The sequence below is a fragment of the Alcaligenes faecalis genome (genome assembly GCF_002443155.1).
GTDB lineage: Bacteria > Pseudomonadota > Gammaproteobacteria > Burkholderiales > Burkholderiaceae_B > Alcaligenes > Alcaligenes faecalis.
Map to the genome: position 1 here is coordinate 145895 of NZ_CP023667.1, position 21002 is coordinate 166896.

The following is a 21002-nucleotide window of genomic DNA, read 5'->3' on the forward strand; positions in this document are numbered from 1 at the left end:
GTACTCAAATTTAGCTTAGCTGGCAGACAGATGTGCACGAAAATAATGATGTAAATCAAAGCATTGTATTTTTTCTGACGTTACCTTTGCCCAGAGTTCTGAATCGATCCCGGCTGGTCGATTTGGACGCCGCGCCGCAGCGATGCTAGAATTTTGTCTTATACGTTTTGCGCCGATTTGCCTGATCCGCTTGCGGGCGCTCCATAAATCCAGCTAAAGAGGTCCTGATGGCCACTGATTCCGTCCCTAGCGCCGACGCTGGCGCCCTTAGCCCATCCTGCGGTTTGATCCCCGAAGGTTCCGTGGGCCCTGTACAAGCCGAACTCATCGCCTTTGACGAACCCCTGCATCTGCGCAGCGGGCAAGTGCTGCCCAGCTACGAGCTGGCAGTCGAAACCTACGGCACCCTTAACGAAGAACGCAGCAATGCGGTATTGGTGTGCCATGCGCTCAATGCCTCGCACCACGTTGCCGGTTATTACGACGACGATCCCAAAAGCACTGGCTGGTGGGACAATATGGTCGGCCCCGGCAAAGCGGTGGATACCGATCGCTTCTTTGTTATTGGCGTCAACAATATCGGCTCCTGCTTTGGCTCTACCGGCCCGTCCAGCATCAATCCCGCCACTGGCAAACCCTGGGGTTCCGAGTTTCCCGTTCTGACGGTAGAAGACTGGGTGCGTGCCCAGGCCCGTCTGGCTGATTACTTTGGTATCCGCAAGTTTGCGGCCGTCATGGGCGGTTCCTTGGGGGGCATGCAGGCCCTGAGCTGGGCCATCAGCTGCCCGGAGCGCGTGGAAAACTGCGTGGTCATTGCCAGTACCCCGCGTCTGTCGGCCCAGAACATTGCTTTCAACGAAGTGGCCCGCAGCGCCATTTTGTCCGACCCGCAGTTTCACGGTGGTAATTATTACGAGCACGGCGTGGTCCCCAAGGCTGGCCTGGGCGTGGCTCGCATGGTGGGCCATATCACCTACCTGTCCGATACTGTCATGGCGGAAAAGTTTGGCCGCAATCAGCGCGCCCCAGCCCAAGGCGGTGAGTACCACTACAACTACGGGGTGGAATTCGAGGTCGAATCCTATTTGCGTTATCAAGGCGAGAAGTTCTCGCGTTATTTTGACGCCAATACCTACCTGATCATCACCCGTGCGCTGGATTACTTTGATCCTTCGCGTCAGTACCAGGGGGATCTGGTCAAGGCGCTGGAAAAGGTGCAGGCCAAATTCCTGTTGGTGTCCTTCACGACAGACTGGCGTTTCTCGCCCGAGCGTTCGCGCGAAATCGTGCAGGCCTTGCTGCGCAACCAGCGTCAGGTAACCTATGCCGAAATCGATGCGCCGCACGGGCACGACGCTTTCTTGCTGGAAGACCCTCGTTACCATGCCGTTGTGCAGGGATACTATGACCAGATCGCCACTAATTTGGGCTTGCCTGCGCGCACGCGTACTACAGGGGTGCTGGCAGAATGACTAAGCTGCAAACACAGGTGGATGACGCCATGTTAAGACCGGATTTGCTGCGCATTGCGCAGTGGATTGAGCCAGGTTCGCGTGTGCTGGATCTGGGCTGTAACGATGGCACCTTGCTGGCGCACCTGCGTGATACACGCCGGGTTGTCGGCACGGGTGTGGAGCTGAATGATCAGTTCGTGATCGCTTCGGTGCGCCGTGGCGTCAATGTCATTCAACAGGACTTGGAAAAAGGCCTGGCGCTGTTCAGCGACCAGCAATTTGATACCGTCGTCCTGTCCAAAACCCTGCAGTCCATGCACCATACCGAGCACATCCTGCGCGAGATGGCGCGAGTGGCGCGGTATGGTATCGTCTCGTTTCCTAACTTCGGTTATTGGCCACATGGCTGGAGCATCTTGCGCGGACGCATGCCGGTCACGGGCGAAATGCCTTATCAGTGGTACAACACGCCCAACATCCATTTGTGCACCATGAAAGACTTTCAGGATCTGGCCCAGGCGGTGGGCGTACGTATTCTTGATCGTGCGGCATTCAATGGTCGCGACACGGTGCGCTTTTTGCCGGGCTGGCGCAGTACCTTGGCCATGTATCGTTTCGAGTCTCCCCATTTTCTTGCTGCTTAGCGCTAATAAGGCCTGACGTGTCACGTGTCTATACCAGTCCCCGAGTCTTGCCTTTGCTGATTCTGGGGTTCGCCAGCGGCCTGCCTCTGGCCCTGGTTTCAGGCACTTTGCAGGCCTGGGCAACCGTTGAAAATGTTTCGCTGACCGAGATCGGTTTCCTGACCCTGGTTGGCTCGGCTTATACGCTGAAATTTCTGTGGGCCCCCCTGATTGATCGCTATGCGCCGCCTTTTATGGGGCGTAGACGCGGCTGGATACTGGTCACCCAATTGCTGCTGGCCGCCTCGATTGCGGCCATGGGTCTGTTTTCTCCTTCCGTGAATTTGACTGCGCTGGCCTTGCTGGCCGTGTGGGTAGCCTTTTTGTCGGCCACGCAGGACATTGCCTTTGATGCGTATTGCACTGATGTGCTGCAAGCGCAGGAACGGGCGGCAGGGGCGGCGGTCAAGGTCATGGGTTATCGCATTGCCATGATTGTGTCTGGTGGTTTGGCCCTGATTCTGGCCGACCGCTGGCTGGGCTGGTCCAACACCTATTTCCTGATGGGTGGCTTCATGGCGCTGTGCGCACTGGTGACCTTGATTTCACCGGACCCACAGGAGCAAAGCCGCCCACCGCGCAGCTTGTCTGAGGCGGTGGTAGCGCCGTTGGCAGATTTTTTCTCGCGCCCCGGTGCCTGGAGTATTCTGGCGCTGATCGTGCTCTACAAGCTGGGCGATGCCTTTGCGGGAGCCTTGTCCACCACCTTTCTGATTCGGGCTGCCGGTTTTACCTTGTCCGAGGTCGGCACGATCAACAAGGTGTTCGGCCTGGCCGCCACCGTAGTTGGAGCCTTGATGGGCGGGGCGATCATGGCTCGCCTGGGTTTGTATCGTGCCTTGATGATTTTTGGTGTTTTGCAGGCCGTCTCCAACCTGGGTTACTGGCTGATTGCGATTGAAACTTCGCCATCCATGTGGCTGATGGGCAGTGTGGTCGGTCTGGAAAACCTGTGTGGTGGCTTGGGTACAGCGGCTTTTGTCGCTTTGTTGATGGCCTTGTGCAATCGAACTTATTCCGCCACTCAATTTGCGTTGCTGTCGGCCTTGTCGGCAGTGGGACGCACCTATCTGGCCGGGCCCTTGACGCCTGTGCTGGTCGAATCCCTGGGCTGGCCGGGCTTTTTTATTTGTACCGTCTTTATTGCTGTGCCTGGCTTGCTGATGCTGCGTTGTTATCGGGGCCTTATTCAACAGCTTGATGCTTGAAAAATATCATGCTCTTACTTGTTCTCTACATTATTGCCATCACCGCAGAAGCCATGACTGCGGCGCTGGCCGCTGGCCGTCGCGATATGGACTGGGTGGGCGTCTGTACCATCGCCTGCGTCACTGCCCTGGGCGGCGGCTCGGTGCGGGACGTGCTCCTGGGGCATTACCCGCTGACCTGGGTGCAGCATCCTGAATACCTGTGGATCACGGCGGGTGCGGCCATTCTGACGGCTTTGATCGCCCCTATCATGCGGCGCTTGCACAGTCTGTTCCTGCTGCTCGATGCCATGGGGCTGGTGGTCTTTACTGTGATTGGCTGTCAGATTGCGCTGGAGATGAAGTTGCCCATTACAGTGGTGCTGCTCAGCGGCATGATTACCGGCTGTGCCGGTGGCGTCTTGCGCGACATCTTGTGTAATGACATCCCCTTGCTGCTGCGCAAGGAGATGTATGCCAGCGTTTCCATGCTGACCGGTGCTTTGTATCTGGGTGCCCAGCACCTGGATTGGCACCCGTATGTAACCCTGCTGGGCCCCATGATTATCGGCTTGAGTTTCCGTATGCTGGCTCTGCACCGCAATTGGCAGATGCCCCGCTTCGTCTATCGTGACGAGTGGCGCTAGAGCCAGCCTGTCCTGCCTTGTCAGGCCACGCCTAACCAGCGCAGCACAATCGGAACAAAGGGCACCAGCACTGCGGTCATGATCCCGTTCAGGCTCAGGCCTATGGCGGAGAAGGCTCCAATCGTTTCATGAACCTGCAAGGCACGGGCGGTGCCAATGGCGTGCGCCGTTACTCCCACCGCAAAGCCCCGCGCTTCGGGGCGATCAATACGCAGCAAGTTCAGCAGAGGGCGCGCCATGATGGTGCCCGCAATCCCGGTAATGGCAACCGCCACCGCGGCCAGGGAAGGCTGCCCGTTAAATTGCTCTGCCAAAGCCATGGCAATCGGCATGGTAGCCGAGCGTGGCGCGACCGACATGATGGTTTCAGCCGAGCCACCCAAGGCCCAGGCAATCAGCACCGTACTGAAAATAGCGGTAACCGAGCCAATCAGCAAGGCAATGGTCAGCGGCTTCCAGATCTTGCGCAACTGACGCAGCTGGCTATAGAGCGGCACCGCCAGGGCAACCGTGGCCGGTCCAATCAGAAAGTGAATGAACTTGGCCCCTTCAAAATAGACGGGGTACGGTGTGCGGGTCAGCAAGAGCAGGGACACAATCACAATGACCGAGACCAGAATCGGCAGCAAAAAGGGGCTGCTGCCCGACTTGCGATACATCCAGACCGAACCTGCGTAGACCGAGCAGGTCAGGGTCAGCCACAGCAGGGGGGAACTGGCCAGAAAGACCCAGATTTGAAAAAGTCCGTCCGTCATTATTCTTCTTCCTGGCGGTTTTTAAGCAGACGATTGAGCACCAGGGCGGTGACCACCATGGTAATGACGGTGCCGCCCAAGGTGGCAATCAGAAAGGGCTGCCATTCATCGGCCACCCGATCAAAATACAACATCACGCCGGTGACAGCGGGGATGAACAGCAGCATCAGGTTTTGCAGCATGACACTGGCCGTGCTCTCCAAAGAGCTGGGCACGCCGCCGCGAATCAGCAAGGCAGCAGTCAGAAGCAGCATGCCTGCCAAAGGGCCTGGCAGTGGCAAGGACAGAGTCTGCACCAGAATTTCGCCTAGTAACTGAAAGGCGAAAAGGGCAGTAATCGCGTAGATCATGAGAGTTTCCGTAAAGGCACGAAAACGCCAGGCGGCGGGCCTGGCGCGGGTGAAAATCGGGCTAAGGGTGCTAGTGTGCCATACAAGGCAGCCAGGCTGTAAGCGTGCTGCTTATATCGAATTGCCTATAGTAAGTGGCCTGCATCAATGCTTGGCGGGGCTGGTGTTAGCGCCTGTCCAGGCTTGAACGTCGATTTCCACGTCCACACCATCTACCAGTTTGGCTTGTACCAGAGAGCGCGCCGGGAAGTTGCTGCCCAGCCGTTCTTTATAGGTTTTGTTGAACTGGTCGTACAAGGCAATATCAGACAGGTAGACCGTGGCTTTGACGACATGGCTGAAGTCTGCGCCTGCCAGTTTCAGAGTCTCTTCAATCCGGTCCAGTGCGGCATTGGTCTGATCCTCAATGCTGCTGCGTACGATCTCGCCTTTCTCGTTCAATGGAATCTGTCCGGACAGGAACAAAAAGTCCCCGGCCTGTACGGCGCGGGAGAATGGCATGTCCGAGTTGCCCAGAAAGCGTTTGATCGCAGTCGGCTCTGCGGTTTTTTCAGTATTGGCTGCGTAGGCGGTGCTGCTGATGCCCAGGCCTAAGATAGAACAAGCCAGCAAAGTGTGACGGGCCGAAGAAAAAAAACGCATCAGAATTCTCCTTGGACTAGGGAAATTCAGTGTGCCATAGCCGGGGCTGGGTAGCGTTAATTTGTGTGACGGCCCGTCGGCCTCAAGGCGGCTTAGGCGCGATCGCCCAGCCAGGCCTGCACTTCGATTTCTACGTCCACGTTCTTGGCCAGCTTGGCTTCAACCAGCGAGCGGGTAGGCAGGGTGTCACCAAAGCGCTCGGCATAGACTTTGTTGAAGTCGGCAAACAAGGCCATATCCGACAGCCAGACCGTGGCTTTGACGACATCAGCCAGGGTGGCGTCAGCCAGAGCCAGGCCTTCGATCAGGCGATCAAACACGGCGTGGGTCTGATCCTGGATGGAACCGCGCACCACTTCACCTTGGGCGTCGTAAGGAATCTGGCCGGACAAGAACAGAAAGCCGCCAGCCATGGTGGCACGCGAGAAGGGCAGTGGCAGTGGGCTGGTAATACGGCGGATACCGGACATGGAGTACTCCTGATAGGGATGGTGGAAAATTCGGACTAGGCAGCAATGCGCGTTTATTCGCGTCTCTTGCCTACAATAAGGCGTCACTATACAACTTCAAATGAGGAGCGAGACGACGTGAGCAAGGAAATTTTGCAACGCCTGGACCAACTAAGCCAGGCCGCGCTGGCCAGCGGTGACTTGTTGCCCGTGCAAGCTCAGGAAGAGCTGATGCAGGATCAAGGGCTGACATTTTTTGTGCGTTGGGTATCCACTCTGGCGGCCAAGGATGCCGCCAGCGTCTCGATTCCAGGTGGACCGCGCGACCCCAACTTCAATCCTTTCTTGCCGCCGGCCCCTGCCTTGACGGTGGCTGATGCCAGCAGCACGCACAATATTGTGCTGAACAAGTTTGCTGTCTGTGATCTGCATCTGGTTCTGGCTGACAAGGTGTTCTCCGAACAGCTCAGCCCGCTACGCGATATTGATTTCCGGATTCTGGCCGACTTTCTGACACTGCAAGGCGGCCTGGGCTTTTATAACGGGGGAGGCCCGGCAGGGGCCAGCCAGCGCCACAAACATACGCAGTGGATTCCGCAAGCAGACCGCAATGGTTCGCTGGCCCTTTATCAGGACAAGCTGCCTGCGCAGGCAGCGGCGGGCAGTGTGCATCACCATCCCGCGCTGGCCTTCGAGCATTGCTTTGTTCGTTTGGTGGATACGTCCGACCCTGTGGCCTTGAGTGACAGTCTTTTAAGTTCTTACCGCCGAGCCTGCAATGAATTGCGACTGGCCCCTGGAGAGGATGGCCTGTTGGCAGCCCATAATATGTTGGCCGGCCAGGGTTGGTTGTTGGTGGTGCCACGCAGTGTGGAGTTGGTCGATGGGATTTCAGTCAATGCACTGTCGTATGCTGGCTGCATTTATGTGCGCACTCCCGAGCAAATCGACCTGGTACGCCAGATCGGCCCATTGGGCGTTCTGGCTCGAGCGGGCTATGCCAGAAACGAATGATCCTTGGGTTTTACCCTGCTTTACATGATGAACCCCGCTGCGGCGGGGTTTTTATTTGTGTATTTTCGTATTGTTTGGAAGCTTCATTTACCGAATTGAAACAAAAGACAAATATTTGAATGTAATAAAGCCAGATTTTCGGTTTATTGCGGTTTGGGACGACGTTTAATGGGTTTAAAAGGAAATGATTTGAAATAATGTAACTTTTATTATGGAAATAAATAGAAATATGGAGTGTAGGAAAATTGGAGCGTTAATGTATAAGCGAAATTAATTATTAGAATTACCGTCAGCTTGAAACTACACAAATTGGTCTGTCTTCATAGGTGGATCGCTTATGTGTGTCTCGTCTGAAGCACATATTTTGTTTATTGCTCCAGAACCTGCAGGGGTAGCGGATTTATTAGTTTTGTTACGCACCAGTTTCGCCCGTATCAGCTTTGCGCTGGATGCCCAGCAGGGGCTGGCGCGCTGCCAGTCCTTGCTACCCGATTGTGTGTTGAGTGAGTACCACTTGCCCCGATTGCGGGGTGATACGTTTATGCGAATGTTGCGTTCCAATCCCCAAACAGCCTCTATCCCGGTGGTGTTCATGTCAACGGTGCCCTGTGCGGATAGTCAGCTTATGGCCCTGCGTAGCGGAGCTCGCGATTTCATTGCCTACCAAACAAATATGCAATTAGTGGTGGAGCGAATTCGTTTGCATCTGGGATTGAAAGAAGTGGAGTCAGATAGAGAGGATGTCAGCCAGGCTAGGGAGTGGGGCCGATTTACCAGGCCATCTTTGCAGCATCTCCTGGTGGATGCGGTCCAGCAATATGTGCGGGACAACCTGTCGGATTGCTTGACGGCCGAAAGCCTGGCGGAGATGTTCGGGACCACAGGACGCCGTCTTAATGAGCTCTTCAAGGGCGGTTTCGGCTTGACAGTGCATGACTTTGTGCGCTCCAGTCGAATGCGCTATGCCATGCACCTGCTCAGACAAACGGATATGGCTGTAACCAATGTGGCGGTGGAGTCCGGGTAGGTGAATCCGGCCAACTTTGCCACCGCCTTTCGTCAGTACAGCGGCCTGTCTCCGTCGGTTTACAGACAGCGCAACGGTACTAATATTTAAAACGAAAATGAAATAAGTAATTTAATAAAATGTTGTTTTGCAGTGATTCAAATGGCTTCTGTAGAAATTCAAAAGTAATTATTAAAAAACGGTAAGAAAATAAAACGATCCGAATAGGAATGAGGGTTCGGTAAGGCTTTCCTGAACAACAAATTCAAATTATCACCGTGACGTGGTGAGGGGATTTGTTGCGCCTGAAAACTCTGTTACGTCAGCGCGGGAGAAGGGTGATCCGGAAAGGCTAATGGCTAATTTTTTTTGTAAGCGAAGAGACCATGAACAGAATCTACAAGTCGGTTTGGAACGAGCAAACTGCAACATTTGTGGCAGTTGCGGAAAACACCAAGGCACGCGGCAAACGCAGTTCAGGGGGCGCTTGCGCCAGCCAGACGGTGCTGGAATGGTTGCAGGGATTGCGTTTGCGGACGGTGGCGCTGGCCTTGCTGAGTGCGGGTGTCGTGACGCAACCTGCCATGGCACAGATTACTGATGGCTGGGAATTGGCTGTAGATGGAGCCGCTCCCTTTCACGTGATTCCTGGCGGGGCTTTCTCCCTGACTTTGGGAAACAACATCGCTCTGACCCAGACGGGCGGGACTGTTGCCGTTGCCCTGAATCCTGATCTCAACGTGGACTCCGTGACGGCTTCGGGCCTGGTCAAAGTGGCCACGGTGCAAGGTAATTTGCAGGCGAATACCGCCACGATTACCAACCAATTGACGGCAGGAAGTGTGTCCGCCGGGGCAGGTACGTTTACGGGAGGTTTGACGGCGCCCAGTGCCATTATTGATGGAAACATCGCGGCAAAATCGGCCTCGGCGGTGGGCTCCGTCAACTCGGGTGGCGTCACTACCGTCAGCCTGACGGCGACCGGCAATAGCAGCCTGCGTGCCGTGAATGTGAATAACAACAAGATTTCGGGTCTGGCCGATGCCGCCGTGAGCGCCTCCAGTACCAAGGCTGTCTCGGGCAAAGTCTTGTATGGAGTCTTGAATTCAGGCGATGGCATCAAGTATTTCCACGGCAGCTCCACCAAGGCAGATTCGGTGGCCAGCGGGACAGACTCCACCGCCATAGGGCCGCAAGCGACCTCCAGCGGCGAGGCAGCGTTGGCAGCGGGACTGGAGTCGGAAGCCACAGGCAAGGAAGCAATTGCTCTGGGTGCACGCTCGGGCACCGGCAACACCGTGGAAAACGGTATTGCGATTGGCAGTGATGCAGGGACTACCAGCAAGGGCAGCGATTTGACGCGCGTGGCCTCCTTGCGTACCGAGCAAGGCCAGCATCTGGTTCGATTTCAGTTGAATTCCTTAGGGGCGCGCAAGTTGGCCGAGGTCAGCTCTGGTAATGTGGGAGCCTTGCTGGTTTTGGTCATGGAAGATCAGGTGGCACAGGTCGCCCGAATTGGCGAACCCTTGAAGCAGGGGATGATTTACCTCTCCATGCCTGACGACGCAGCGGCACAGCGTTTGTTACGGCAGGTCCAAGGGTAAAAAAACATAAAGTGCCTAATGGGGCCAGCAAGGGTGAGAACTATGACGGTAGAACAGATTTTTCTGTTGTATGACGATAAGGCTAGTTTGCAGCAGATCGCTTTGGAGTCGGAGCAGTGGGGGGTGAAGGTTCAGACGGTAGAGACGATGGAGCAGTGCTTGTCCCTGGCGCATTCGACCAGTGCCGAGAGGGTGTTTGCCTTGATGTGTCAGGCAGACAACGTTTTTTTGCATATCAATCGTTTACGCATGGATTTTCCAGCTGCGGGCGTCCTGGTTGTGCGACGCGACAAAATGGCCGGCCTGGAGCGAGGGCATTTGCTACTTGCCGGGGCTGATGCCTGCTTTGATCAGGACGCCTTGCCGGTGGAAGTGGTGGCCTGCGTGCAGGCGCTGCGACGTCGCGGCTATGCCTTGCAGCGAAGTTTGCAAACCGTTCTTGCGGAACCTGCCAAAGCCGGGCCTGTGTCTCAAAAAAAAGAGCTGGAGCCGGAGCTGCAATTATGGGACTTGATGGAGAACGGTTGGACCATGCTTACCCCCAGAGGCCACTCGGTCATGCTGACCCGTGGCGAGCGGCGTATTGTGCAGGTTCTCTTTGCCGTCAGTCCCCAAACTGTGGAGCGCGACCGTCTGTTTCCACTGGAGGAGGGACGGGAGGCAACTGCCCGTTCTGTGGACGTTTTGATCAGTCGCTTGAAACGTAAAATAACCGCGATGGGAGAGGAGTTGCCCATACGCGCGGTGCGGGGGGAAGGCTACGCTTTTGTAGGCAAAGTGTCCGTTGCCTGCCAGGAACTGGCGCGTGTCAGCCTTAGCATGGACGAGGTCTATGAATGATTCGGAAAAGGCTTGAAAGCTCTTTCTCGATGCTGAAACAGCATGATATAGACCCTAAAATTTTAAATATGTATAATTGATCGCTCTGGTTCATTGAATCAGCTTCTCGAACAGGCCGTTCAGGTGCGACAAAATTGCATAAAAAAATGGCGGTCCGTTCTTCAACAGGTTGTTGCACAACAACCCGGCTTTAGCCCGAAACACCTTGCCCGACCCTTGGGTCGCGGAGCAACCAGCCGACTGTCTCACATGACATCGGCCTGCAACAGAGCGGTTTGTCTCTGGCCATGTTTATTTGCTGTAAGGCCCGCAGACTCGCCGTAATGTGAGGCACTTTGCGCTGTGTCTTGCTTTTTTTTCGCTTTGGCTCTCGCCAAGGGCGAAGGCGCTCGTGCGCGCGTTCGGTTCAGGTGTTTCGGTTCTGGTCCTGGGACCGGTGCCGCCCAGCGCGTTACTGCGGAATCGGCACGCATGCGAGTGAGGGTTGTTTTGCAAGCAGCCATCGCGCAGAAGAGAAAGGGAAAGACATGCAAGAGGCGGAGTTTTTTACGCTTTCAACTACAACGGCCATATTGTTGCTGGTCGGCTTTTATGGCGCGACCTTCCTGATGTCGCTCATGATCGGTCAAAAGAAAGAAAACGTGGATGGATACATGGTATCCAACAGTGCGGTGGGGTTTGGCTTGTCAGCAGCCAGCATGATCGCCACCTGGGTATGGGCGGCGTCGTTTTATGCCAGCGCAACCTCAGGTTTTAAATACGGGCTATCGGGCCCTTTGCATTACGGGCTATGGGGTGCCTTGATGATTCTGTTCATCTACCCCTTTGGCAGGCGTTTTCGCCAGCTGGCCCCGCAGGCACACACATTGGCCGAGGTGCTGCATGCACGGCACGGCTCCTCCAGCCAGATGATTATGGCGATTTCCAACGTGGTGGGCAGTGGTATCAGCCTGATGGTGAACTTCACCGCCGCGGGTGCGTTGGTCTCGATCCTTAGCCCTCTGACATTTATTCAAGGTGTGTTGATTGCCGGTCTGGGTGTGCTGTCTTATACCCTGTGGTCGGGTTTCCGTGCGTCGGTGATGACGGACTTTGCCCAGCTGGTCGCCATGATCTTGTCGGCCGTGGTCATTATTCCACTGATCTTCTTTAACGCCGGCGGCACAGAGATGATTCAGGCCAACTGGTGGCGTCTGGATTCCGAACAAGCCAACTTCTACTCGACCAAGGCCATTCTGGAGCAAGGTGCGCCGTACTTTGTGGCCGTGCTGGCTTACGCGATTGGTAACCAGACCATTGCGCAGCGCCTGTTTGCCGTGCGTGAAGACTTGATCAAACCCACGTTCCTGACCGCCACCATTGGCTATGGCGCCGTGGTGATTGGTCTGGGCATGCTGGGTCTGCTGGCGCTGTTCACCGGTCTGCAGCCAGTGGACGGGAACATGAACAACATCATCCCGCAGATGGCGTCCACTTACTTGCCGCCATTTGGCATCGCCTTGTTCTTCATCCTGGTGGTGGGCTCCCTGTCCTCCACGGCGGACTCGGACCTGGCTGCACTGTCGGCCATTATGATGACTGACATCTATGCCAAGAACATTGCCCGTGGTCGTCCAAAACCAGCTCGCATGTTGTGGTGGGGCCGTATCACCATGGTGGTTGCCACGATGGTGGGGGTGATCTTCGCCAGCCTGCGCCTGGATATTCTGGTGATGCTGGTGTTTGTAGGTGCCTTGTGGGGTGCGATTGTGTTCCCAGTCATCGTCAGTTTTTACTGGGACCGTGTCACCAACAAGGCCTTTAGCTGGTCGGTGCTGTGTGCCGTTGTGCTGTTTACGATCGTACGCTTTGAGCTGATTCCTATCGAAGGTGTGGTGGCGGTGTTCTATGAAGTGATCGCATCGATTGGTGGTGGCGTGGTTGCCGGTTTGATGGCATTCGCATTTTTCCGCAGCCGTATTGCGATTGCGATCGGTGTGATCGCCACGGCCATCTTGCTGCCCAACTTCATTGGTTTCCTGCGTGAATACATTGTCTTGCTGGGATCCTTGACGGCTTACGGCGTTAGCGCTGTGGTTTGTGTGGCCATCAGTTTGCGTAGTCAGGAACGTTTTGATTTTTCCGTACTGGCCGAGCGCGTGCAGTCCTTCCACTACGACGAAACTCCCGTACCGGGCAAGAAACAGCGTGAAGTGAAAGGCGAGCCGGCTTCGGCCCGTGCTTGAACTCACGATAGAAAAACCCAAAGGAGAATCTTATGCTTATGACGATTTACTTTATGGTTTGGCCTGTCATGTCGGCCATTATCCTGGCCTTGCTGGTTGGCAACCTGATCCGCGATTGGCGCAGAGCCCGCAAGACGGGTGAGTCCATGATCTAAGTGCAAAAAATCCCGCCCTTTTCTGAAGGGCGGGATTTTTTTTGTGATGTAGATGGGCATCACCAAGGCGTTAGAGCACTCAGACCTTGGTGGGGCTCAGGAGCAGACCTAGAGCAGGATGCGCTGTCCTGCATGCACCAGCAGACGCACTGAAAAGCCCAGCAGCAAGATGCCTGTGATCCGTTCAAACCAGGTTCCCATGCGCAAGAATCGTTGGCGTACGCCGGGATTGGTAAAGATCAGGCTGACAATTACAAACCAGCCCGCGTTGACCAGACACATCCACACGCCGTAGAGCATCTGGGTCGTCAAGGGCGTGCTGGCGCTGACCACGGTGGTAAACACCGCCAGAAAGAACAGCGTGGCTTTAGGATTGGTGGCGTTGGTCATGAAGCCCAGCGTCAGGGACTGACGCACACTGACAGCGGCGGGCTTGCCATTGCCGGACTCGGCCAGACTGACTTCCATGGGGGTATGGGCCTGTCGTAAAAATCCCCAGCCTATATACAGCAGGTATGCGCCGCCCAGGACTTCGGCCACGCTCATCAGCCAGGGGGTGGAGTGCAGCAAGGCGCCCACGCCCATCAAGGTATAGATCACATGAACGGAGATTCCTGCGCCAATGCCAATGGCAGTGGCAATCCCGGCCTGGCGGCCCAGCCGCACACTTTGGCGGATGGTGACAGCAAAGTCAGGCCCAGGGGCAATAACGGCCAAAACATGTATCAAAGCCAGAGTAGCGAACTCCGGCCAATAGGTTTGCAACACATTAACTCCAAAAGGTCAGCGGCATGGCCGGGCCGCGATATCCCACAAAGCAAGACAGGCTCAAGCGCAAATCGCCCTTGCCGGGGGTGACGGCATGCATTTTGCGAGAATTGAAAATAATCAGATCGCCCGGACCGGGGCGTATCTGTACTTCGGGGGCGCCCAGCAAGTCAGGTTGAATGCCGTAGCTGTCGCCCCGCATCTGATCAAACTCCTCAGGACTCAGTTCGGTTTGCCAGATCTGCAGTTCACCTCCTTGCTCAGGCATTTTTAAATAAACATTGGCGGCCAGCTGTCCTTGCAGACTGATGGCCTGATAATTACCGGGGGCGTCTTTGGCCAAAATGTCGTGATGCGCCAGAAAGTGCACATCGGGCTGCACCACACGCGACAAACCCACATACATTTTTTTGCCATACAGCGTCTCCAGCGTGGCTCCGGCGGGCCAGACCTCGTCCAGCGTGCAGCGCAGTACATCAATCGGGGACAGGTAGGGAGCGCAGCGGTGACGCAGCTCGTCGATATTGTCAAAAACCCCCTCGAAGTAAGAGGCCATGCGTTCGGGCTGGTTTTCGGCTTCGTAAAAAGCCATGCCTATACGGCCGATGCTGGGGGCATTCACATAGCGATCAAAGCCTTTATCAATGATTTGCTTGCCCAGCTTTTGTGAGGTGGGCGCATCAATGAACTGGGACAGGCGAATGGCCAGGAGTTCGCCATTTAGCAGGGACTGCATATGCTCAGTCCGCAATCGTTCGGTCTCTAAATACATATCTCACTTCCCTTGGGGTTTTAGAAGAATTGTTTTTCTTTTCCGATAATAGCTATAACTAATAAACTGCCTTAATTTTTATTATTTATTAATCCATCATTTCATAATGAACGCTCAATTCATCTTTTTTGTTTTTGATGCGGACTATTTTCAATCCATTTAATTCGGATGTGTTTTCAACATGGGTGCCGCCACATGCATATTGCCCCAGGCCGCCAATGGCAACCTGACGTCGGCCTTCCTGAAAACTGATGGAAATAGGCTGGGCCAGCGGGATCTGTTCGGCACAGCGGTTCGATAAATCATCCAGGAAGGGTGGGAGGGCGTTTTTGGGGTTACGGAAGACGACACGCGACTCGCCACGCCAATGATGTGCCTTTACGGCCTGCCAGCCAATGCGCTCAACCAGATGGCCGATCATGTGACCAGCGGTGTGCAGCCGGGCATGTTCCAGTCTATGGTCGCGGTCGATATGCAGTTCTGCGGGGCCCAGAGGCAGGCGTACATGCAGGTAGTGCAGTACATGGCCGTCGCGGTTTTGTGCCACATGCAGAACCTCGTGCCCATTTATCGTGCCTTTGTCACAAGGTTGGCCACCGCCTTGAGGGTGAAATAAGGTTTTATCCAGCCTGACAGCATAGCGTTCATTTTCAGAGTGATAACACTCCAGGATTTCCGCTATGCAGGTAAGGCTATTGCTAGTCAAATATAATTTATCTTGCATTTTATTACCTGTAGGTTGGTTTTAAGGCATTGTAGGCATTGTGAGCAGTCCTGATAATTGCAATTCATTGAAATAATTTATTCCCTATGAGCACAAGTAATCTCACTTCCCTGATGAGCGATATGGTGGTTTTTGTCAAAGTGGTGGAGACAGGCAGCTTTTCTGAAGCCTCTCGCCAGCTTGGCTATACCCCGTCGGCGGTCAGCCGTTCCATTGCGCGTCTGGAGAAAGGTCTGGGAACGCGCGTCCTGCAGCGCACGACACGCAAACTGCGCTTAAGTGATAGTGGTCAGGCGATTTATGAGCATGCCCGTGACATGCTGTCTTGTGCCCAGGCGGCGATGGAGATTTCGGGGCAGTTCCAGACCGAGCCAGAGGGGCAGATTCGTTTGAGTGTCCCCAAAGCAGTCGGGCATTTCCTGATTCATCCGCACATGCCGGATTTCCTGGCGGCGCACCCCAAGGTGAACGTGCTGATGAATCTGGATGATCGCTATGCAGACCTGATCGACGATCAGCTGGATCTGGCGATACGGATTACCGATCAGCCGCCGCCCGGTTTGATGGGGCGTCATCTGACTGATATTCGACATGGTCTGTACGCCAGTCCGGACTATCTGGCCGAGCACAGTTTGCCCGTGCATCCCCAGCAGTTGCGCGAACACAGCTGCATCTATCTGGGCGAGGCACCCAGCGATTCACGCTGGCGGTTCAATAAAGGCGGGCGGGTGTTGAATGTGTCGGTTAGCGGACGCTACGCGGCCAACCATACGGGCGTGCGTCTGGACGCGGTGGAACGGGGCTTGGGGATAGGCAGCCTGCCTTGCTTTGTGGCCAAGGAGCCCGAGCAGGAAGGGCGTATTGTGCGCGTGCTGGCCGATTGGGAGTTCCGCACTCAATATTGCGGTGCCTTGTGGGCCTTGTATCCGCCTACCCGCCATCTGCCCCCCAAGCTGCGCTTGTTTGTGGAGTTTCTGGCGGGGCGCTTGGGAGGCAGCAGGACGGATGTACTCAGGGTGCCGTTTTAGCGCGAGTCGTCGGAATGGATGTGCAAGGCTTCCAGAAAACGCGACACCATATTGTAGGTAGCGATAGTGGCGGTCAGCTCTACCGTCAGTCGCTCATCGAAATACTGGCGTACGTCCTGAAAAACAGCGGGTTCCACTTGCACATTCAGGGTCATGGCATCGGTGTACGCCAGTACAGCCCGCTGGATGGGCGTGAATGCCTCCGAGTCCTGCCAGTCAGGCAGGGCATCCAGTTGGGCCTGGCTCAGGCCCTCTGCCAGCGCGATAGGGGCATGTTGGTCGGCCTCGTATGGGGCGCGGTTCAGCAAGGCGACACGCATGATGACCAGCTCACGCAGATCACCTGGCAGGCTGCTGTTGTGGCGTATGCCGGTCAGGTGATTTAGCCAGCCTTTCGCAATGGGTGGGCTGTGCAGCAGCATCTGGTACAGGTGCAATACGCTGCCACGCTCTGCAATGATCTGTTCTACCAACGGGGCAGCCTCGGGGGCGTTCAAGTCAGCATAAGGTAGGCGGGCCATGGTTCTCCTTTAGGTATAGCTGGCGGTGCTTCTTGCGGCGGGCTTGCCGCAGGGCGGTCGGCAGAGCGTTCTGCAGTGGCCAAGACCCGGGCGGGCTGCCTGCTCAACGCTCTGCAACATGGGATTTAACGAGGCAGGATGTGCTCTATGGTCTGCGTCAGACGTTTCACGATTTCCTGAATGTCGGACTCGGTGCAGATAAAAGGTGGCGCCAGCAAAATATGATCGCCATGCACCCCATCTATCGTGCCACCCATAGGGTAGAGCATCAGGCCCTGGGAAAACGCATATTGCTTGATCTTGGCATGAGTTTTCAGGCCTGGGTCCAGCGCTTGCTTGCTGGCCTTGTCTTGCACCAGCTCGATCCCGACAAACAGGCCACGGCCGCGTATATCGCCCACATTGGGGTGGCTGTCCAAGGCCTGATGCAGTTCCCGCCGCAGTTGTTCGCCGCGCTGACGAACGTTTTTCAGCAGCTGGTCTTGCTCAATCACTTGTTGTACGGCCAGAGCACCGGCGCAGGCCGTGGCATGCCCCATATAGGTATGCCCGTGCTGGAAGAAGCCTGAGCCATTCAGGATGGCCTGATAAATCCGGTCACTGGCCAGCATCGCGCCGATAGGCTGATAGCCTGCGCCCAGACCTTTGGCTATGGCCATGATGTCCGGCACTACGCCGTCCTCTTCGCAGGCGAACAGATAGCCGGTGCGTCCCATGCCGGACATGACCTCGTCCAGAATCAGCAGCACGCCATGCTTGTCGCAGACCTGGCGGATTTTCTTCCAGTAGTCGCCTACTGGGGCCAAGGCGCCGGCGGTGGCGCCCACCACGGTCTCGCCAACAAAAGCGGCGACATTCTGGGAGCCCAGACTTTGAATCATGTCGTCCAGCTCCTGGGCCAGACGGTCCGCATATTGCTCGGCGCTTTCATCGCTGCGTTGGTCGCGGTAGGGATAGCAGGGGGAAACGTGCTGGGTTGGAGCCAGTAGGGGCAGGAAGGGCTTGCGACGCCATTCATTCCCCCCAATGGCCAAAGCGCCCAGTGTATTGCCGTGATAGCTCTGGCGGCGGGCGATGAAAATATGACGCTCGGGCTGGCCAATTTCCACAAAGTATTGCCGAGCCAGTTTCAGACTGGCTTCCACAGCTTCAGAACCGCCGGATAGAAAGTAGACGTGATTCAGATCCCCTGGGGATCGGCTGCTGAGAAAATCCGCCAGATCCTCGGCAGCCTGGCTGCTGAAGAAAGAGGTGTGGGCGTAGGCAATCTGGTCCAGCTGCTGCTTGATGGCCGTGATGACGGCTGGGTGGCTATGGCCCAGGCAGGACACGGCCGCACCCCCACTGGCGTCTATATACGATTTGCCTTCCTTGTCCACGATGCGGATGCCATCGCCTTTGACGGCATAGGGCAGCGTTTGCTTGGGGTTGCGATGAAAAACATGTGTCATGGCGCAGATCCAGAAAGTAGTCCCAATGAATTTTCAACGTATGTTGAATATATAATAATACTTTCAACAAATAAATCATCATTGAATGATCGGTATGGGTGGATAAAGGCTGCACTGTTGCGCCTTGGCAGCATTTGCGACCGATATATACTTGGTGTCCCCTTTTTGAGCGTATTGGCCATGAACTCCCTGAGCACCTTGACTGAGCGCATTCAAGCGGCGTTTGCCGCCATGTCGCCCCAGTTCCAGCAAAGCGCACGCTATGTGCTTGATCATGCCGATCAGGTGCCCTTGCTGTCCATGCGTCAGTTGGCAGCCCAGGCACAGGTACAGCCTGCAACCTTGCTGCGTTTTGCACAGTCTTTGGGCTTTGGCGGTTGGGCAGAATTCAAGGCCGTGTTCACCCAGGCTCTGCATGGCCAGGGGGCCCGCCGCTATGCCGATCAGGCGCGGGCGGTGGTTCGTAATCGGAACAAGGAAGATCGGCTGGCGCAGGCCTTGACCGCGCAAATGGATAATCTGGCGCTGTTGCGCGAGGTGAACGAAGCGCGGCTGCCCCAGGCTATCAGCTTGCTTGCCAAGGCGAAACGGGTTTTTGTTGCCGGGTTTCGGGCTTCTTTTGCGCCTGCTTTTTCCTTTCATTACCAGTACCGTTTGTTCCGGCCTTCCATTGCCTTGCTACGTGGGGAGTCGGGGACCCTGGATATGGATTTGCGTGCCTTGCAAAAGGGCGATGTGCTGGTCTTGTTCGGTTTTGCGCCCTATTCGCAGGAAGCCGTACTGGCGCATCAGGCGGCCCGGCAGGCAGATGCACAAATTCTGGCGATTTGCGATAGCTTGCTTGCCCCTATTGCGCAGCAGGCTGATGCCACATTATTGTTTGGAACCGACAGTCCGTCTTTCTTTCCTTCTCTGGTTGCTGCACAGGCGCTGGTGGAGGTTTTGCTGGAGCAGGTTCTGGCCAAGGCGGGCAGTCGTGCGGTAAGCGGTATCGAGTTGCTTGAAAATCAATTGCACCAGTCCGGTGCCTACTGGAAATAGACGCAATGGCTAAGTTGTCCTATCTGGAGTTAAGTGGTGGTCCCAAAGAAATTGGCCATTCTTTGGGACGTTTCGGAGCCCCTGCAGTGCATGCCTATTTGCTGAGTTCAGCAGCATGGCAAGGCATCATGCAATCAAAAGGGACGGCTGTAGCCAGCCAGCTGGCCCAGTACACCGAGCGCTATTTCCCCCGAATATGGACCGAGCTCCAGGGCCTGGCATTAGGTCTGGAGCTCCCATTCGAAGAAGTGTTTTTGTGGAATTGCCGTGGCGACCTGTGGGCCATGGCTCCCGATGGTTGCACCACCGTACAAATGCCGGCCCAGGGCGAACCTCGCCTGGTGCATAACGAAGATGGTGATCCAGGGTTTGCCGGTTACTGCGGGGTGGCCAAATTCATCCCCGACAGCGGCATGTCCTTTGTCTCCTTCCTGTACCCCGCCTCCTTGCCAGGTCACAGCTTTGCGGTGACACAGGCAGGCTTGGCCATGACCGTCAATAATGTGCGCGCCCGTCATGTGACCGCAGGGGTGCCGCGCATGGTTCTGACCCGTGCCATGCTGGATCAGCCCGATCTGGATCAGGCGGTGGGTATCCTGCAGGATCATCCCCGTTCCGGCGCTTTCCATTTGAGTCTGGCGCAGCGTGGCGATCCGCGCTTGCTGAGTGTGGAATTTAGTGCCGAGGCCGTTTCTGTGCAGACCATTGAGCAGAACCATCTGCACGCCAATCATGCGGTACATCCGTCCATGCAAGGCTTTGAACAGCGTATTACCCGGTCTTCCGAGCTGCGGCAGGAGCGTGGGGATCAGTTGCTGGCACAAGCAGGTGCTGCACTTGATCCTTTGACGGTCCTGGCGGATCAGCACCATGCGGAATTTCCGATCTGGCGCTGTGACCCTAAGGACAGCGACGCGGAAAACACCCTGGCAACTGTGGATATTCAGGTGGGCAGCCAGTCCTTGAAGTGGCAGGTCTACGAAGACCCCACGGACGAGCCTGTGCTGAAATTTGCGGATACCACTCGCATTGATCTAGCCTGAAAAGGAATAGGGCCTGCTAATGCAGGGCCCTATTCTTATAGTCGCAGTCGCAGTCGCAGTCGCAGTCGCGACGGGGCGATCAGTCCTTGTCAGCCTCGTTGCGTTTGGGCTCCCACAGTACGTCAGAGCGGCCAGCATGGCGGTTCAAGGTACGCGCCAACACAAACAATAAATCCGACAGGCGGTTCAGGTACAAGCGCGGACTGTCCTGTGGCAATGCCTCAGAGGGCACAGCAACAACACTACGTTCCGCACGACGTGCCACACAGCGCAGCACATGGGCTTGTGCGGCTGCCGGGCTGCCGCCCGGCAAAATGAACTCTTTGAGTATGCCCAAAGGCTCGTTGTAGTGGCGAATCGCCTGATCCAGACGCTCTACATGGGCACTACCTATGACCTGATGGCCAGGAATGCACAGTTCAGCTCCCATATCGAACAAGTCGTGCTGGATATCGGACAGCAGGCTATCGACATCTTCTGGCAGCGCCATGCTGCGCAAGACACCAATATGGCTGTTCAGCTCATCCACGTCGCCCAGGGCGTGGATCAGGGGAGCGGTTTTGGGCAGGCGGCTGCCGTCGCCCAAACCTGTTGTCCCATCGTCGCCGGTGCGGGTGCTGATAATGGAAAGTCGTGTGGACAT

Annotated in this window: 23 protein-coding genes and 1 riboswitch; of the genes, 13 read left to right on the forward strand and 10 right to left on the reverse strand. The window is 55.9% G+C overall.

Annotated elements, in window-relative coordinates:
* Window positions 1–159 precede the first annotated feature (159 nt).
* A riboswitch (SAM riboswitch) is annotated at window positions 160–238 on the forward strand.
* The 4 genes from metX (at window position 228) to CPY64_RS00680 (ending at window position 3971) form a co-directional block, all read left to right on the forward strand.
* Entirely contained in the window at window positions 228–1472 is a 1245-nt protein-coding gene (metX, locus tag CPY64_RS00665) for a homoserine O-succinyltransferase MetX (protein ID WP_042488164.1), read from the forward strand. It overlaps the preceding riboswitch by 11 nt.
* Window positions 1469–2098, forward strand: a complete 630-nt coding sequence (metW, locus tag CPY64_RS00670) for a methionine biosynthesis protein MetW (RefSeq protein WP_042488161.1) — start codon at window positions 1469–1471, stop codon at window positions 2096–2098. The genes metX and metW overlap by 4 nt, the downstream gene beginning before the upstream one ends.
* 17 nt (window positions 2099–2115) lie before the next feature.
* The gene (locus tag CPY64_RS00675) at window positions 2116–3345 is read left to right on the forward strand and encodes a muropeptide transporter (RefSeq protein ID WP_080723838.1); all 1230 of its coding nucleotides are present in this window, start codon (window positions 2116–2118) and stop codon (window positions 3343–3345) included.
* Window positions 3346–3353: 8 nt separating this feature from the next.
* Window positions 3354–3971, forward strand: a complete 618-nt coding sequence (locus tag CPY64_RS00680; protein ID WP_009462658.1) for a trimeric intracellular cation channel family protein — start codon at window positions 3354–3356, stop codon at window positions 3969–3971.
* Between the two features lie 20 nt (window positions 3972–3991).
* Here the strand turns inward: CPY64_RS00680 and CPY64_RS00685 are convergent, their stop codons facing one another.
* The 4 genes from CPY64_RS00685 to CPY64_RS00700 form a co-directional block, all read right to left on the reverse strand.
* The gene (locus tag CPY64_RS00685) at window positions 3992–4726 is read right to left on the reverse strand and encodes an LrgB family protein (RefSeq protein ID WP_042488155.1); all 735 of its coding nucleotides are present in this window, start codon (window positions 4724–4726) and stop codon (window positions 3992–3994) included.
* Window positions 4726–5076, reverse strand: a complete 351-nt coding sequence (locus CPY64_RS00690) for a CidA/LrgA family protein (protein ID WP_042488153.1) — start codon at window positions 5074–5076, stop codon at window positions 4726–4728. The genes CPY64_RS00685 and CPY64_RS00690 overlap by 1 nt, the downstream gene beginning before the upstream one ends.
* Window positions 5077–5220: 144 nt before the next feature.
* Window positions 5221–5718 (reverse strand): RidA family protein, encoded by a 498-nt coding sequence (locus tag CPY64_RS00695; protein WP_080723837.1) that lies wholly within the window; start codon window positions 5716–5718, stop codon window positions 5221–5223.
* 92 nt (window positions 5719–5810) lie between these two features.
* Complete coding sequence (locus tag CPY64_RS00700; protein WP_042488150.1) at window positions 5811–6188, reverse strand: RidA family protein; 378 nt, start codon at window positions 6186–6188, stop codon at window positions 5811–5813.
* Window positions 6189–6305: 117 nt separating this feature from the next.
* Between CPY64_RS00700 and CPY64_RS00705 the strand changes: the two genes are divergently transcribed.
* From CPY64_RS00705 to CPY64_RS19150, 6 genes are all read left to right on the forward strand, one after another.
* Window positions 6306–7181 carry an ATP adenylyltransferase family protein gene (locus CPY64_RS00705; protein WP_042488148.1) on the forward strand — a complete coding sequence of 292 codons (876 nt, stop codon included), beginning with the start codon at window positions 6306–6308 and terminating at the stop codon, window positions 7179–7181.
* A gap of 337 nt (window positions 7182–7518) precedes the next feature.
* Window positions 7519–8208, forward strand: a complete 690-nt coding sequence (locus tag CPY64_RS00710) for a response regulator transcription factor (RefSeq protein ID WP_226791448.1) — start codon at window positions 7519–7521, stop codon at window positions 8206–8208.
* A gap of 365 nt (window positions 8209–8573) precedes the next feature.
* Window positions 8574–9791: an ESPR-type extended signal peptide-containing protein gene (locus CPY64_RS00715; RefSeq protein ID WP_042488144.1), complete on the forward strand. Its 1218-nt coding sequence runs from the start codon at window positions 8574–8576 to the stop codon at window positions 9789–9791.
* A 42-nt stretch (window positions 9792–9833) separates the two neighbouring features.
* Window positions 9834–10631, forward strand: a complete 798-nt coding sequence (locus CPY64_RS00720) for a winged helix-turn-helix domain-containing protein (RefSeq protein ID WP_042488142.1) — start codon at window positions 9834–9836, stop codon at window positions 10629–10631.
* Window positions 10632–11158: 527 nt separating this feature from the next.
* A complete protein-coding gene (locus CPY64_RS00725) occupies window positions 11159–12856 on the forward strand; it encodes a sodium:solute symporter family protein (protein ID WP_042488140.1) in 1698 nt (565 codons plus the stop codon).
* Window positions 12857–12888: 32 nt separating this feature from the next.
* The gene (locus tag CPY64_RS19150; protein WP_086059762.1) at window positions 12889–13011 is read left to right on the forward strand and encodes a putative transporter small subunit; all 123 of its coding nucleotides are present in this window, start codon (window positions 12889–12891) and stop codon (window positions 13009–13011) included.
* A gap of 108 nt (window positions 13012–13119) precedes the next feature.
* Here CPY64_RS19150 and CPY64_RS00735 read toward each other — a convergent pair whose 3' ends face one another.
* From CPY64_RS00735 to CPY64_RS00745, 3 genes are all read right to left on the reverse strand, one after another.
* Window positions 13120–13779 (reverse strand): LysE family translocator, encoded by a 660-nt coding sequence (locus tag CPY64_RS00735; RefSeq protein ID WP_042488137.1) that lies wholly within the window; start codon window positions 13777–13779, stop codon window positions 13120–13122.
* 1 nt (window position 13780) lies between these two features.
* On the reverse strand, window positions 13781–14515 hold the full coding sequence (locus tag CPY64_RS00740; protein ID WP_198501049.1) for a 2OG-Fe(II)-dependent halogenase WelO5 family protein: 735 nt from the start codon (window positions 14513–14515) through the stop codon (window positions 13781–13783).
* Between the two features lie 124 nt (window positions 14516–14639).
* Window positions 14640–15098: an alanyl-tRNA editing protein gene (locus CPY64_RS00745; RefSeq protein ID WP_226791451.1), complete on the reverse strand. Its 459-nt coding sequence runs from the start codon at window positions 15096–15098 to the stop codon at window positions 14640–14642.
* Between the two features lie 263 nt (window positions 15099–15361).
* On the opposite strand from CPY64_RS00745, the gene CPY64_RS00750 reads away from it, so the two are divergent.
* Window positions 15362–16303 (forward strand): LysR family transcriptional regulator, encoded by a 942-nt coding sequence (locus tag CPY64_RS00750; RefSeq protein ID WP_042488127.1) that lies wholly within the window; start codon window positions 15362–15364, stop codon window positions 16301–16303.
* Here CPY64_RS00750 and CPY64_RS00755 read toward each other — a convergent pair.
* Together CPY64_RS00755 and CPY64_RS00760 are read right to left on the reverse strand one after the other, a co-directional pair.
* Entirely contained in the window at window positions 16300–16824 is a 525-nt protein-coding gene (locus CPY64_RS00755) for a carboxymuconolactone decarboxylase family protein (protein ID WP_042488124.1), read from the reverse strand. The two genes, CPY64_RS00750 and CPY64_RS00755, sit on opposite strands and share 4 nt — an antisense overlap.
* 125 nt (window positions 16825–16949) lie before the next feature.
* Complete coding sequence (locus CPY64_RS00760) at window positions 16950–18275, reverse strand: aspartate aminotransferase family protein (protein WP_042488120.1); 1326 nt, start codon at window positions 18273–18275, stop codon at window positions 16950–16952.
* A 165-nt stretch (window positions 18276–18440) separates the two neighbouring features.
* Here CPY64_RS00760 and CPY64_RS00765 point away from each other — a divergent pair, with 165 nt between their 5' ends.
* A complete protein-coding gene (locus CPY64_RS00765; protein WP_226791453.1) occupies window positions 18441–19316 on the forward strand; it encodes a MurR/RpiR family transcriptional regulator in 876 nt (291 codons plus the stop codon).
* Window positions 19317–19321: 5 nt separating this feature from the next.
* Window positions 19322–20359, forward strand: a complete 1038-nt coding sequence (locus CPY64_RS00770; protein ID WP_042488115.1) for a C45 family autoproteolytic acyltransferase/hydrolase — start codon at window positions 19322–19324, stop codon at window positions 20357–20359.
* A 79-nt stretch (window positions 20360–20438) separates the two neighbouring features.
* Here CPY64_RS00770 and CPY64_RS00775 read toward each other — a convergent pair whose 3' ends face one another.
* Window positions 20439–21002 carry a cob(I)yrinic acid a,c-diamide adenosyltransferase gene (locus tag CPY64_RS00775; protein WP_042488113.1) on the reverse strand — a complete coding sequence of 188 codons (564 nt, stop codon included), beginning with the start codon at window positions 21000–21002 and terminating at the stop codon, window positions 20439–20441.